Raw genomic sequence first — 13,234 nt, forward strand, 5'->3', positions numbered from 1 at the left:
TACACCTTGATTCAAATGTTCTACACTTACTTTAATGCACGTTAATCTCTTGAGGATCCTATGTTTTTCAGTAAGTCAGTAAACTCTGAGCTTGTGTCGTTAAAGACTGAGTTATTTCATCTACAGCAGGTGCGTGATGGCTTGAATGAAGAAATGATTTCGCTTAATGTACTTGAAAGCGGCGAGGTATCCTATATAAATCAAAACTTTATCAAAGCACTTGGCTACGATAAAGATGCGTTCCCTGGCACGCACCTATTTGACATCATTACAAATGAGTCCAAATCTACTGAACAATTTAGCCAATTCTCTTCTGCTTTAGAGCATTGTAAGCACTGGGTTGGGGCGCTGCAGTTTTATCACAAAAGTGGTAAAACAGAGTGGCTTAGAATTATTTCGCACCCAGTAAAAGGGCCTCAAGATCAAATTCTATTTTTCGCAATTTATGCCACTTTACTAACCGATACAATTGCTACCGCAAGAGAGCATAAAGACATTATTAAAGCGTTACACCGTGCTATGGCGGTTATTGAATTTGATTTAGAGGGTCATGTTTTAAGTGCAAATAGTCATTTTTATAATGCGATGGGTTACTCCGAAAAAGAGATAAAAGGTAAACATCACAGAATGTTTTGCGAACCAGAAGAAGCAAACTCTACTGAGTATGAGCAATTTTGGCAGCGTTTAAAAAATGGTGAGTACATAGCGTCTCGCTTTAAACGTGTTGATAAGTTTGGTAATACCGTTTGGCTTGAGGCCTCTTACAATCCGATTTTTAATGATTTTGGGGATCTCTATAAAGTAATGAAATTTGCAACTGTGATCACTGAACAAGTGAATCGTGAGCATGCAATTTCTCAAGCGGCAGAGATTGCTTACGGTACCTCAACAGGAACCGACAAACTCGCTGTAAAAGGAGCTGAAGTACTTAAAAACACAGTGGCTGTTATGGATGAACTTGCTTTACAGATGGAGCAAGCGGCGCAAGAAATCGCAGCCTTAGATAAGCAGTCGCAACATATAGCAAGTATTGTACAAAGCATTAGTAGTATTGCTGATCAAACTAACTTATTAGCGCTTAACGCTGCAATTGAAGCTGCTCGTGCAGGTGAGCAAGGCCGTGGTTTTGCGGTGGTTGCAGATGAGGTTAGGCAATTAGCATCTCGGACATCTAAAGCAACTGAAGAGATTGTGGAAGTTGTTCAGCGAAATCAATCATTAACTCAAAATACAGTAAAGGTTATAGAACAAGGGAAAGTCAAAGCAGAGCAAGGTCTTGCTTTGTCGAATGAATCAGGACAAGTAATGGAAGATATTCAACATGGAGCACAGCAAGTTGTTGATGCAGTTGGCCAGTTTGCTAACCAGTTAAATAAGTGATTCTAATTTGCAATAAGCTTTAGACATCTGCATGGATGCAGGTACAGATTATTATAAGCAACCTAATAACGAAATTTTGCTGTGTTATCAATGCGGTTCAATTTCCTTAAAGCTCCTCCTATTTTTTGCGAATTGGAAGGAATACCTTGTCTCACTTCTTGAAACTCCATATCATAGAAATATAGGGATATATTGTAATAGTTTAATATTCAGTAACTTTTTAAGTAAATGAGTTCACTGTTTGAATTTTAATTTAGCAATGAAGTGATGTACCCCATGTTTTCTACCAAGCCACTAAAAAATAAAATAACCAATCTTGAAGACGAATTATTTAGGGTTTCTCAAATAAAGCAAAATCTTGATGAGCTAATGCTTACATTAACGCTTGATGGCAAAGGCTGTGTTATTGATACTAATCCCCAAGTTCAAATTGAACTGGGTTTTAGCGCAAATCAACTTGATGGGATTGCATTACTTGATTTAGTGCCGCAATTGGCGCGAAAAACAGAACACTATCTGAACTTTAAACACGCACTACAAAACAAAAAGCCATGGGCAGGAGCCGTTCAGTTGGTCAATGCTAAAGGTGAAGAGGCTTGGCTAAGAGTGTTCGTTCATCCTGTGGTAAATAAGCAAAACCAATTTCTTCATTTTACATTGCATGCAAATGCACTAACACGCACGATTGAATCGTCACGCGAAAACCAGGACTTAGTAAAAGCAATTCATCGCTCTATGGCCGTAATCGAGTTTGATTTAACGGGTCATGTATTAAAAGCAAATCAGCAATTTTTACTGGGTGTCGGCTATAAAGAACACGAAATTATTGGTAAGCACCATAGTATGTTTTGTTCACCTGAAGAAGCAAGCTCATCAGAGTACGCGGCATTTTGGCAGAAACTACAAAAAGGTGAGTTTGTTTCCTCTCGATTCAAACGTGTTAATAAATATGGTGATCCCGTTTGGTTAGAAGCCACATATAATCCTGTGTTTAGTGAACAAGGGGAGCTTTATAAGGTTGTTAAGTTTGCAACGGTGATTACTGATCAAGTAAATCGTGAAATAGCTGTGTCTCAAGCAGCTGACATTGCTTATAGTACCTCGACTGAAACTGATCAAATCGCTCATCAAGGAGCTGAAGTACTCAGTAATATGGTTAGTGTTATGGATGAACTTGCAAATAAAATGGAACAAGCAGCAAATGAGATCACAGCACTTGATAAACAGTCTCAGCAAATCGCAAATATAGTTCAAAGTATCAGTAGTATTGCTGATCAGACAAACCTATTAGCGCTTAATGCAGCGATTGAAGCAGCTCGTGCTGGCGAACAAGGAAGGGGCTTTGCTGTTGTTGCTGATGAGGTAAGACAGCTCGCTTCACGTACTTCAAAAGCGACTGTTGAAATTGTTGATGTTGTACAGCAAAACAGGGCACTGACTCAAAATACAGTTGAAGTTATAGAACAAGGTAAGAGCAAAGCTGAACAAGGCTACAGCCTAGCAACTGAATCTGGCAAAGTTATGTCAGATATTCAAAATGGCGCACAAAAAGTGGTCGATGCGGTTGGTCAGTTCGCTGACCAACTTAAATAGTGTTACCTGTGCTTATATTGAGTTTTGCAATAACCTCTTAAAATATCGGGATGGCGAAGTTTAATATGTTTACTTTGTCTCCCTGATACGCGCTTTCGCCAGAGTTTAAAACTCGAGCTCGTTAATTGCTCACGCATCAGTGCAATAACGTTTTTTTCATTTAAACCAAACTGTTGGTTTATTGCTTCAAACGGGGTTCTGTCTTCCCACGCCATCTCTATGATGCGTGATACTTCATGATCTAAGTGCTGCATTCCGGCTCCTTTTTGTAGCTTATACGTATTTGCAGCAGGTTTAGATTATAAAATATCGTGTTGCCAGTGCTCTGCTAAAAAGTCGATGAACGCTCTGACTACATTTTGTTGGAAGTTACGCGATAAATACACCGCCCATAAGTGAGAGCCCATAGTAGTATGCTCTGGCAGTACTTTTACAAGCTCACCCGATGCCAAATAGTCATTGGCGAGATCGCATGGTAGGTGAGCCACCCCGATTCCTTGTTTTGCTGCTTTTAGAAGCACCCCCATATCGTTGGCAACAATGTTGCCCTTCACGGTCACTTTTTGTGTGTTGTCGCCGTGTTGAAATTGCCAAATAGTGTGTTTGTTATGAACAAGACAATTGTGAACAGATAAGTCACTCGGCTCAAAAATCTGTGGGTGCACAGCTAAATAATCGTTAGAGGCACATACGGCGGTTGCGATATACATTAGCTTACGGGCAATAAGACCTTCATCGGGCTGGTGGATGTAACGCAAAGCGATATCAACGCGGTCATCAACCAGCTGCGATAAACTATCAGAAAGTAACAGTTCAAATCGCGTCTGCGGGTGGCGTTTGGTAAACTCTTCGATGGCATCAAATAGCTTATGTTGGCCAAGCCCAATCGGGGAGGCAACGCGAATGGTACCTACCAATTCGTTGTTATGACTGTGTGCTCGGCTTTGTAAATCAGACACTTGATTTAATATTTGCTGGCAATAGCTAAGGGCTTCTTCGCCTTGAAGGGTCAAACTTACTTTGCGTGTTGTGCGATGAAACAACCTTAAATTTAGCCACTTTTCAATGTCTTGAATATGCCTAGAAACTTGTAATCGGCTTAAACCTAGATGCTCTGCAGCCTGAGTAAAACTGCCTGTACGGGCAACTTCGACAAAGCTAGTAATTGAAGTGAGTTTATCCATTGGTATCTTAAAATGAAACAATTTGTATCTATATAGTGTATTTATCAGTAATTGGTGAACAAGTAAACTGCAATCATTGAAACAAGCAACGGAGAATTCCTCATGAAATTAGCAGTTATTGGCGCAACAGGTTGGATTGGCAGCCACATTACTTCAGAAGCAATCGCACGTGGTCATCAAGTTAATGCATTAGTTAGAGACGCAAGTAAAGTAACCCAAGATAACGTCACTGTGACTGAATTTGATTTAACTAAAGACGATATCGCAACTGCAGCTGCAGGTAGTGATGTTGTTATTGCGGCAATTGGTGGTCGTGCTTTAGGGAATCATGAAATTGTTGCAAACACAGCAAAGCAATTATTAAACGCGCTTGCAGGTACTGGCACACGTATTTTATGGGTGGGCGGAGCTGGTAGCTTAGAAGTGGCACCCGGTGTAACTCTGGTATCAAGCCCAGACTTTCCTGCTGAATACAAAGCAGAAGCCATTGCTCAAGGTGAGGCACTTGATGTATTTAGAGCATCAGCAGCAGATACAGCTTGGACTTTTGTTTCACCGGCAGCGGTCATTTACCCTGGGGAGTCAGAAGGCCCGTACCGTGTTGGTGGCGACAGCTTCTTTACTGATGCAAATGGCGAAAGCAAAATATCAGTTACTGATTATGCTAAAGCGATGCTTGATGAAGCACAGTCGGCAGCGCATTTAAATCAACGTATTAGTATTGCTTACTAATAGCGAGCCTTTATTCAGGCTCATAAAATGGTATTCTTAAGAGACGTGTTAAGTTACCTGTTTAATTTATGAGCCTGTTATTTTCTATTGCACTTGCAACCATTCCTGCTTTACCTGAACCCGTCGCGAACAATGCTGTCGCCAAAGTTGTTATTGATGAGCAAGCCTACTTTTTAAGCTTTATGGGCTTGAGCTCAGGCAAGGCACATACCGATGTTCATAATAAAGTGTGGGTCCTTAAAGTGGGCGATAACGCCTGGCAAGCGGCTAAAGCTGTGCCAAGTACGTTGCCCCTTACTGGGCGCTTGGCAAGTACCGCAGTGGGGGTTGGTAAGCATGCCTATGTATTTGGTGGGTATACCGTTAGCGCCGATCATCAAGAAATCTCTACACCCGATGTATATCGCTATGATGTGCTCTCTAATTCATATACGCAACTTGCCAGTATGCCTGTTCCGGTGGATGACAGTGTGGCACTTAAGTACCAGCAGCGTTATATCTATTTGGTCAGTGGTTGGCATAACGATGGTAATGTTAACTTAGTACAAGTGTATGATACGCAAACAGATACTTGGCAACAGGCATCGCCGTTTTTAGGTCAACCGGTGTTTGGCCAAGCAGCGGCAATTAGTGGAAACACTCTATTGGTGTGTGATGGCGTTAAAACACAGGCGAATGCTGATAAGCGCCGCTCTTTTGCTGCGGTTGCACAGTGTTTAAAAGGCACGATTGATGCTGATAACCCATTAAAAATAGATTGGCGTACCGTGCCGCACCCTACAGGTGTTGCCCATTACCGTATGGCAGCAACCAGTTTTAATGGCGATATTTATATGATGGGAGGCTCTGATAACCCATATAACTACAATGGCATGGGATACGATGGCAAACCAGCACCAGCGAGTGATCATGTTTGGCGCTTTGATATTGAAAAAAACACATGGCAAGTAATGCCAAAAGCCGATACCGCGAGCATGGATCATCGAGGTTTATTAGAGCACCAAGGAAGTTTGTATCGTCTGGGTGGTATGGACAATAATCAACAAGTGACAGCCGATGCGCTTGGTTACAAGGTAAAGTTATCTCTATGAATACACTCTATATTACTGGAGCGGGAGTGAGTGCCGCTAGCGGTATACCAACCTTTCGTGGTGAAGATGGTTATTGGACCATTGGTAGCAAAAATTATACGCCGATGGAAATGGCAACCCGTGCTATGTACCAAAACAACCCTCGCGAATTTTTAGCTTGGTATTATCATCGTTTTGCAACCTACCGCCATCACGGCCCTAATGAGGTTCATCATTGGTTGAGTGATAAAAATCTCATTACGCAAAATATTGATGGCCTTGATGGCAAAGCTGGAAACACTGATTTTATTGCTATTCATGGTCGCTTAGATCAAATGACACTGTTTCACCATCAAGGTGACGATGTGATGGCTTTTAACGCGCCGTGGGATAAAGTAAACGAAGACAACCTCCACCACTCCTTGCTTGAGGTGTTCAATATTAATAATGAAAGCCCCAAGCTAAACGAATCGTTTAAGCCGTACGTGTTGTTATTTGATGAATACTACACTGAGCTTTATCGAATCTCTGAGGCGCAACAGCGTATGCTCGATGCCGATAAAATCGTCTTTATCGGCACCTCGTTTAGCGTCAACATTACGCAAATGGCACTCGACATTGCACGCAGTCAAGGCACGCCAATTGAAGTAGTAGACCCAGATCCTACTCACGTATTTCATCCTAATGTGACATACCACAAGATGACAGCGCTTGAGTATGTTCAGCAGCAAGGATAAAAATAAGGCGCTTATATTAAGCGCCTTATTTAATTATTACTTTTCAGCTTTGGTTGCTGTGATGTTTAACCGCGCTTGTAAGGGGTCCGGTAAAAACTCTGCAGTCCCTGATTTATTCATTTGCAGTATAAAAGATTCATCATTTTTATATGCTTGCCAAGTCGGCAAACCTGGGCCATTTGGTGTGCCTAACTTAATAAAGTTCGTCACATAACGGTGCATTATTTTAGCAGCTTGCTTATCTTGCTCAGTGGTTACATGTCCATATTTAGCAGCCACAGTATTAAAGAAGTACGGAATTTCGCTGGCGTGCTCTGCACCAGGTTTATCTAAGGTTTGCGCCACATAACCAAATCGATACAAAAAGGCATCGTTACCCATATCTGTCACACGTTTTGCAACGAACCTTGCTGGCTCTTGCATTAAAGCATCTTGCCCAACTTGGTAATTGAGTAAAGGCAATGGCGTTTCGCCGCTTGCATCGTAAGTCATTTTTGCTTGTGTACTGTGCGGGGCAAAACTTGCGAATAGCGCCTCTTTAGAAGCAAAATTAGCAAAGCCTAAATCCATATCTGTTGTGCCAACCATGGTCGCAACATGGCTAAATGTGCCTTTACTCAAGCGCGCTTCTGTCGCCGAATTGATGATAGTGCCATCAATAATTGGCCCGCCAACGTAAGTAGACTCATCATTATTTTGTCGATTTAATGTGCTCAAATTTAGGTTATCAACCACGTCTTCGGCAGATAACTCACGCAGTGCAGCAAGAGCATTTTCATCACTGCCTAAAATGGTGTGTTGTTTGGCAAAGTTTTCGCCAATTTTTTCGGCACTTAACACGGTGTCATCATCACTATTAAGTGGCAACTGCTTAAATAGCTCTCGTCCGCCCGCTGACATAATAATCGCTTGCTGGAATAAGCCATTAGCAGCAGGGGTTTGCATCATCGCATGTACCGATGCGCCTCCTGCAGATTCACCCATGAGTGTCACTTTTGCAGCATCACCACCAAATTGAGCGATATTTTGTTTCACCCATTCAAGTGCCGCAATTTGATCCATTAAAGCGTAGTTGCCAAGCGCATCGTTCTCAAAACGACTCAGAGCAGGGTGCGCAAAAAAGCCAAATCGGCCTAAGCGATAATTAAAGCTAACAAAAATAACCCCTTGTTTAGCAAAGCTCTCACCTGAATAAACAGCAGGTGATGCGCCACCATTTATAAAACCACCCCCGTGTATCCACACCACAACAGGGTAAGGAGTATCGCTGGGTTTAGTGGGTTTAAATACATTTAAATAAAGGCAATCTTCCGAAGGGGTTGTTGTCAGCGGCGCTGCATCGGCTGCAAACGGCTTTTGCATACAGTCAGGCGCGTAATCGTTAAGCACTTTTATATCTTGCCACTTGGGCACAGGTTGCGGTGCTCGCCAGCGTAACTCTCCCACCGGAGCTGCAGCATACGGAATGCCTTTATAGGCAATAAAACGTCCTTCTTTTTGCCCTTGGATAAGCCCGCCGGTGACGGCAATTTGATCTGATTGAGGTTGTTCTTGGCAACCTTGCAAAAATACAGCAGAGCCTAATAGAAAAGATGAGTAAAAAATCGATTTGAGAATACGCGATGTCATAACAAAGCCTAGGCTGTTTGGGTAAGGCTTATAATATTAACATATTCAGATAGTAACAACGAGAAAACCAGCATAGCTACAAGGGGAGGCTATGCCGGTTTTAGTATTTGGCTAATTAAGAGTTTTCCTGTCATTAAATCGTTACAAAAAGGCTCTAAAAATCTGCAGCTCAATAACTCAAGGATCTGTGTAATACTTATTAGTGCAAAAAATTGCTAATGTAAAAGGAGTGTATTCTCATTTTAAGGTACATATGTTAGATAAAGTTTTGCATGATTTTTTAGTCATTTGGGCAACAATAGACCCTATCGGCACAATGGCGTTGTTTGCTGCTTTAACAGCTAAATTGCCTGCCGATAGGCGGCGAAAGACTGCTTTTAAAACGGTGGGTTATGCTGCCATTGTATTAATTGGAGCGATTGTCATAGGGCAGTTGCTGTTAACTGCAATGGGTATTAGTTTGTTGTCGTTCCAAGTTGCTGGTGGCATTATTTTATTTCTGTTCGGTCTACAAATGATTTTTGCTGATGAGGCCCAGCAAGGTGATGTTGAGTCACAGCACGATATTTCTGTATTCCCTTTAGCAATTCCCGCAACAGCATCGCCGGGTGCAATTTTAGCGGTTATTCTAATTACCGATAACCATATTTATAGCGTTCAGGAACAAGTAATTTCGGCAATAACAATGCTGGTAGTGTTATTGATCACTTTATTATTGCTGTTGTTAAGTGAGCGAATTTTGAAAGTTATTGGGGTTGGCGGTGCATCGATACTAACGCGAATTATGGGGTTAATTTTAGCTGCATTATCTGTTGAGTTTGTGATGGAAGCACTAGGAGTCGCTAAATGGGTGGCCAATAATTAAAAAGCCCGCAGCGCGGGCTTTTTAATGGGGTATGCCAATATTATTCAGAAACAGTGAAAGACACGTCTAAGTCTTCACCCGATGTTACTGTAATTGGTTTTACTTGATAAAGCGTAAATGCTTCGTCTTGCGTTTCAGCGTCATCGATATGCGCTGCACAGGTATAAGCAAGTTGGTAGTCACCAGGTTGAATGAACGCAAGTTCAAATTCGAATTGGTTATCTTCGCTATCGAACACAACATCCGCCGTTGCAAGAGGTGCATCTAATGGTGTTTCATCTTCGTTAACTTCATAGTTGTCCATTGGCATTTCAACATCGCTGCTATATAGGTAAACAGCATGACCGAATGAGCCATCTTCTAGTGCGATATCGATATTATCTGTTTCACAGTTAGCGATAAGTACGTCGCTTACAGTGCCTTCGATATCTTCAGATTCAGCAAGGTTTTCTAAGCGAACACCGCGTGGTTTTAAGAAGATCTCATCATTATTTTGTGGATCAACTAATGACTTTTTAAGGTCAAATTCAATAACAAAGTCGTTACCAGCTTGGTTAAGGGTAAAGCCATCAAGTTGAATTTCACCGATACCATCGTTGCCTTTACGTTTAACAACCAGTGGTGCAATGCTGTCATCTTCGTAAACAACATGCGAAGTCATGGTTAAATCGTTTGTGTCACCATTGATCACATCTGCACGGATCCATTGATATTCGCCAGCAGGCACTTCTTCATCTTCTAATAAAGAAAATACATCATCACCTGTGTAGTCTAATAAATTAACCATTTCAGGCATGGTTTCATCATTATCTTCACGGGTCTCAAACGTGAATTCTTCTCCACCTTGGGTTTTCAATGTGATTGAATCAAACACAACATTTACAGCTTTTAAACCTGTCACTGGTGCATCAGACACACCTAATGTGAACTGTGCAGTTTGCGGCTGAGGATCAACCGAGTCGTTCTTGTCGTTATCTGAGCCACAACCAACAAGTGCAAATAAAACGGCGCTGCTAAGTAATGTAGTTTTAAAGTTCATCATTTCTTCCCTTTGTGTTCTAAAAATTTATTAGCAGTGTAATAACTAAAACTTAATGTAACTTGAACTTCTAATGATAAGTTTCGATTAACACCTTTGTACCTTTTATGTAACAAGCTGAAAGTCAGAATAAAAAATAACTGCAAGTTTAGAATGCTTTTTAGGTAAATCCATTTTTCTTCCACATTTTGCTGACACCATGACAAAAAATAAGAACCTAGGAACGAAAATGAAGGTTATTGACTTGGAAAAGCGCTTTGAGCTTATGAGCTGGGCATTATTAAGTGCAGTAAATATGCTTTTACTAGTGGGGTTTATGAATAGTAAATCGGAGGTAAGTAATTTACTTTTTAGTTTTTTGTTGTGCTCTGTTTCATTACTATTAGCGGTACTTGTATTCAATTCAAAACGCAATTTAACGGTATGCCGCCACGGTGTGCATTACCGCAATTTATTCGGGCAATGCCGCCATATGCATGCAAGACAAGTGCAATTTATTCACCATTACTCGTTTTTTGGTTTGCGATTAGTGCTTGTTATGGGCGAAAAATATATTTGCTTTGCGCCGTTTTATAGCCTTAATGACAAACACCAACAACGCTTAAAGCGCTACGATAACGATTTGTTTGATTGGTTAAAGAACTTACAAAAGACCAATGATTTTTGTTAAGCAGGCACATTTACCTGCTTAACCATGGCGCTAGATATTAGGTTTTATAACGACTTACATTTTGTTCTAACTGAGTTGCTGTGTCTGTCAGCTCGTGCATGTACGATGTGGCTACATCGGTATCATTGGCGGTTTTATTCGCAATATCGACAATGGTCGTCATGTTTTGGTTAATCGCTTCAGACACTGATGTTTGCTCTTCAGCAGCTGTGGCTATTTGTGCATTTTGTGACGTGATAGTGTTAACCGAAAGCAATACTTCATTGAGTGCTTTTTCGACTTCGCCCGCTTCATTAACACTGGTTGCACTGCCTGATTTGATTGACTGCATAATGTTATTTACAGTTGTTGTTCCTTGTTGTACTTGCTCAATCATCGCCTCTATTTCATGAGTGCTATCTTGCGTGCGTTTTGCTAGCGTTCGCACTTCATCAGCCACCACCGCAAAGCCACGACCCGCTTCACCAGCTCGGGCAGATTCAATTGCCGCATTTAGTGCTAGTAGGTTTGTTTGCTCGGCAATGTTTCTGATCACATCAAGCACACTACCAATTTGACTCGATTGTTGATTAAGCTGATCAACCGCATTCGCCCCTTCATCAACTTGTTTAGCAAGGCCGTTAATCACCTTTATGGCAATGAGCAACTGGTTGTTAGCCTGCTTAACTAAATGATCGGCATGCTCAGCAGCCGTTGAGGCCTCTTGCGCACTGCGTGCAACTTCCATTGACGCCGCCGACATTTCGTTTATTGCGGTTGCAACTTGTTCACTTTCTTCATGTTGGCGATTAATACCTGCGTGCATATTGGCAAGTAGCTCGTTGAGCTTATGTGACGCTTGATTCATCGATTGCGATGATTGGCGAATATCAATAACCATTTTACCAACGTCATCGGCAAAGCGGTTAAATGAACTGCCAAGCTTGCCGAGTTCATCGTCTCGTTTCACCATTAAACGTTGGGTTAAATCACCATCACCTTGTGATATATCGTTCATTGCTAGTACGGTTGTGTGCAAAGGGCTAGTAATACTGCGCGATACCACCACTGCAATAGCTGCGGTAATTGCGACAGCAAATACAGAAGCGATGATGGTGTTTATAAAGGCATTATCGATACCTTCATTAACGCGTTGTTCTGTCGCTGCGACTTGTTGCTCAAGACCACTGATCCAAAAACCTGTTCCTAGCACCCAATTCCATTTTGGTACCAAAGCGGCATAGCCGAGCTTAGGATTCACACTGCCATTGGTATTTTTCCAAGAATACTGCACATAACCACCGCCGTTCTTTGCAGCATCAATCAGTTCTCGAATGAGATAAACCCCATTAGGATCTTTGAAATCATAAAGGTTTTTACCCTCAAGAGAGGTATTAACCCCATGGGCAATGTTGACACCTTTTACATCATAAACAAACACATAGCCAGTATCGCCAGCATCATCAAAACGCAAATTACGTAAAATGCTTTTTGCTTGGTTTTGTAGTTGCTCAGTATTAGAGCCATCATCTTGTGCGATGAGGTTAGCAATCGAGCTCATGGCAATTTTTTGGTAATTGCTAACTTCAGACTTACGGTCGTTTTCCATTTGTGTTGCAAAACTTTCAACGGTTTGTGCACCACTGTGTTTTGATTGCACATAGTTGTAGAGTGTCAGCATAATTGCAATGAGTAGGGGGGGAAGTAGGGCTAGAAAGAGTACCCGTTGCTGTATTGATAGCGCCATTTATCGCTCCTAATAAAAATCCGCAGTACTAGTTTAGTACTTTTCAAAAGTTTTATTAGTCGACTTTATGGTTAGATCGATAGGCTATTGAAGCTGGTTTATGCGACCTGCTTATAAAAATACACTGTTGCATCAAATTCACCGGAGGAACTTTTCGCAAATCCAGGAATAGTGCCCGCTTCAATATAATCGAGTTTACGATACAAATATGAGGCAGTGTCACCTTGGCGGGTATCAAGTAATAGTAATTGAATACCTAAAATACGCGCGTCGGTCTCTAGGCTATTCATCAATTGTTTTGCAATTCCTTGGCCTTGATATTCGCTGTGCACCATGAGCTTTTCTACTTCACCGCGGTGAGCGCCATTAGCTTTGGCGCATAAAGAAAGCTGTACTGAACCAATCACCGTATCACCATCTAGGGCAAGGTAAAGCCTACGGTAAGGCGTTGCTAAATCTCTATCAACCCCTTGCCAGTAGTCGTGTGCTGACTGTAATGATAAAGGAGCAATAAAGCCAATTGATGCGCCACTGGCCACGCTATCAATTAGCAAATTATTGAGGGATTTCGACACCCCTTTTATAGAATGCACTGCTTTAATTTTCATT

General features: G+C 41.6%; 13 protein-coding genes. 7 read left to right on the plus strand and 6 right to left on the minus strand.

Annotation, left to right across the window (positions count from 1 at the left end; translation table 11 throughout):
* Positions 1-60: 60 nt before the first annotated feature.
* Together IRQ78_RS02580 and IRQ78_RS02585 are read left to right on the plus strand one after the other, a co-directional pair.
* The gene (locus IRQ78_RS02580; RefSeq protein ID WP_054553588.1) at positions 61-1,380 is read left to right on the plus strand and encodes a methyl-accepting chemotaxis protein; all 1,320 of its coding nucleotides are present in this window, start codon (positions 61-63) and stop codon (positions 1,378-1,380) included.
* Between the two features lie 276 nt (positions 1,381-1,656).
* A complete protein-coding gene (locus tag IRQ78_RS02585) occupies positions 1,657-2,973 on the plus strand; it encodes a methyl-accepting chemotaxis protein (RefSeq protein ID WP_054553640.1) in 1,317 nt (438 codons plus the stop codon).
* A 2-nt stretch (positions 2,974-2,975) separates the two neighbouring features.
* Here IRQ78_RS02585 and IRQ78_RS02590 read toward each other — a convergent pair whose 3' ends face one another.
* Together IRQ78_RS02590 and IRQ78_RS02595 are read right to left on the minus strand one after the other, a co-directional pair.
* Positions 2,976-3,227 (minus strand): TIGR03643 family protein, encoded by a 252-nt coding sequence (locus tag IRQ78_RS02590; protein WP_054553589.1) that lies wholly within the window; start codon positions 3,225-3,227, stop codon positions 2,976-2,978.
* Between the two features lie 45 nt (positions 3,228-3,272).
* Positions 3,273-4,157, minus strand: coding sequence for a LysR family transcriptional regulator (locus IRQ78_RS02595; RefSeq protein WP_054553590.1), 885 nt, complete (start codon positions 4,155-4,157; stop codon positions 3,273-3,275).
* Between the two features lie 102 nt (positions 4,158-4,259).
* Here IRQ78_RS02595 and IRQ78_RS02600 point away from each other — a divergent pair, with 102 nt between their 5' ends.
* From IRQ78_RS02600 to IRQ78_RS02610, 3 genes are all read left to right on the plus strand, one after another.
* On the plus strand, positions 4,260-4,889 hold the full coding sequence (locus tag IRQ78_RS02600; RefSeq protein ID WP_054553591.1) for an NAD(P)-dependent oxidoreductase: 630 nt from the start codon (positions 4,260-4,262) through the stop codon (positions 4,887-4,889).
* 68 nt (positions 4,890-4,957) lie between these two features.
* The gene (locus IRQ78_RS02605) at positions 4,958-5,980 is read left to right on the plus strand and encodes a Kelch repeat-containing protein (protein ID WP_054553592.1); all 1,023 of its coding nucleotides are present in this window, start codon (positions 4,958-4,960) and stop codon (positions 5,978-5,980) included.
* Positions 5,977-6,696 (plus strand): SIR2 family NAD-dependent protein deacylase, encoded by a 720-nt coding sequence (locus IRQ78_RS02610; protein ID WP_054553593.1) that lies wholly within the window; start codon positions 5,977-5,979, stop codon positions 6,694-6,696. The genes IRQ78_RS02605 and IRQ78_RS02610 overlap by 4 nt, the downstream gene beginning before the upstream one ends.
* Before the next feature lie 36 nt (positions 6,697-6,732).
* Here IRQ78_RS02610 and IRQ78_RS02615 read toward each other — a convergent pair whose 3' ends face one another.
* On the minus strand, positions 6,733-8,325 hold the full coding sequence (locus IRQ78_RS02615; protein WP_194441267.1) for a carboxylesterase/lipase family protein: 1,593 nt from the start codon (positions 8,323-8,325) through the stop codon (positions 6,733-6,735).
* 253 nt (positions 8,326-8,578) lie between these two features.
* On the opposite strand from IRQ78_RS02615, the gene IRQ78_RS02620 reads away from it, so the two are divergent.
* Positions 8,579-9,190: a MarC family protein gene (locus IRQ78_RS02620; RefSeq protein WP_194441268.1), complete on the plus strand. Its 612-nt coding sequence runs from the start codon at positions 8,579-8,581 to the stop codon at positions 9,188-9,190.
* Positions 9,191-9,230: 40 nt separating this feature from the next.
* On the opposite strand, the gene IRQ78_RS02625 is transcribed toward IRQ78_RS02620, so the two are convergent.
* Entirely contained in the window at positions 9,231-10,229 is a 999-nt protein-coding gene (locus IRQ78_RS02625) for a DUF4382 domain-containing protein (RefSeq protein WP_194441408.1), read from the minus strand.
* A 229-nt stretch (positions 10,230-10,458) separates the two neighbouring features.
* Between IRQ78_RS02625 and IRQ78_RS02630 the strand changes: the two genes are divergently transcribed.
* Positions 10,459-10,899: a hypothetical protein gene (locus IRQ78_RS02630; RefSeq protein WP_054553598.1), complete on the plus strand. Its 441-nt coding sequence runs from the start codon at positions 10,459-10,461 to the stop codon at positions 10,897-10,899.
* Between the two features lie 37 nt (positions 10,900-10,936).
* On the opposite strand, the gene IRQ78_RS02635 is transcribed toward IRQ78_RS02630, so the two are convergent.
* Both IRQ78_RS02635 and IRQ78_RS02640 read right to left on the minus strand, forming a co-directional pair.
* Entirely contained in the window at positions 10,937-12,625 is a 1,689-nt protein-coding gene (locus IRQ78_RS02635) for a methyl-accepting chemotaxis protein (RefSeq protein WP_194441269.1), read from the minus strand.
* 98 nt (positions 12,626-12,723) lie between these two features.
* Positions 12,724-13,233, minus strand: a complete 510-nt coding sequence (locus tag IRQ78_RS02640; protein ID WP_194441270.1) for a GNAT family N-acetyltransferase — start codon at positions 13,231-13,233, stop codon at positions 12,724-12,726.
* Position 13,234 lies beyond the last annotated feature (1 nt).

The sequence above is a fragment of the Pseudoalteromonas simplex genome, from assembly GCF_015278155.1.
Lineage (GTDB): Bacteria > Pseudomonadota > Gammaproteobacteria > Enterobacterales > Alteromonadaceae > Pseudoalteromonas > Pseudoalteromonas simplex.

Bases quoted from the DNA above. Each gene is read 5' to 3' on its own strand.
- IRQ78_RS02615 (WP_194441267.1), bottom strand. From the start codon at position 8,325: ATGACATCGCGTATTCTCAAATCGATTTTTTACTCATCTTTTCTATTA.
- IRQ78_RS02605 (WP_054553592.1), top strand. From the start codon at position 4,958: ATGAGCCTGTTATTTTCTATTGCACTTGCAACCATTCCTGCTTTACCT.
- IRQ78_RS02580 (WP_054553588.1), top strand. From the start codon at position 61: ATGTTTTTCAGTAAGTCAGTAAACTCTGAGCTTGTGTCGTTAAAGACT.
- IRQ78_RS02620 (WP_194441268.1), top strand. From the start codon at position 8,579: ATGTTAGATAAAGTTTTGCATGATTTTTTAGTCATTTGGGCAACAATA.
- IRQ78_RS02600 (WP_054553591.1), top strand. From the start codon at position 4,260: ATGAAATTAGCAGTTATTGGCGCAACAGGTTGGATTGGCAGCCACATT.
- IRQ78_RS02640 (WP_194441270.1), bottom strand. From the start codon at position 13,233: ATGAAAATTAAAGCAGTGCATTCTATAAAAGGGGTGTCGAAATCCCTC.
- IRQ78_RS02595 (WP_054553590.1), bottom strand. From the start codon at position 4,157: ATGGATAAACTCACTTCAATTACTAGCTTTGTCGAAGTTGCCCGTACA.
- IRQ78_RS02590 (WP_054553589.1), bottom strand. From the start codon at position 3,227: ATGCAGCACTTAGATCATGAAGTATCACGCATCATAGAGATGGCGTGG.
- IRQ78_RS02630 (WP_054553598.1), top strand. From the start codon at position 10,459: ATGAAGGTTATTGACTTGGAAAAGCGCTTTGAGCTTATGAGCTGGGCA.
- IRQ78_RS02610 (WP_054553593.1), top strand. From the start codon at position 5,977: ATGAATACACTCTATATTACTGGAGCGGGAGTGAGTGCCGCTAGCGGT.
- IRQ78_RS02625 (WP_194441408.1), bottom strand. From the start codon at position 10,229: ATGAACTTTAAAACTACATTACTTAGCAGCGCCGTTTTATTTGCACTT.
- IRQ78_RS02585 (WP_054553640.1), top strand. From the start codon at position 1,657: ATGTTTTCTACCAAGCCACTAAAAAATAAAATAACCAATCTTGAAGAC.
- IRQ78_RS02635 (WP_194441269.1), bottom strand. From the start codon at position 12,625: ATGGCGCTATCAATACAGCAACGGGTACTCTTTCTAGCCCTACTTCCC.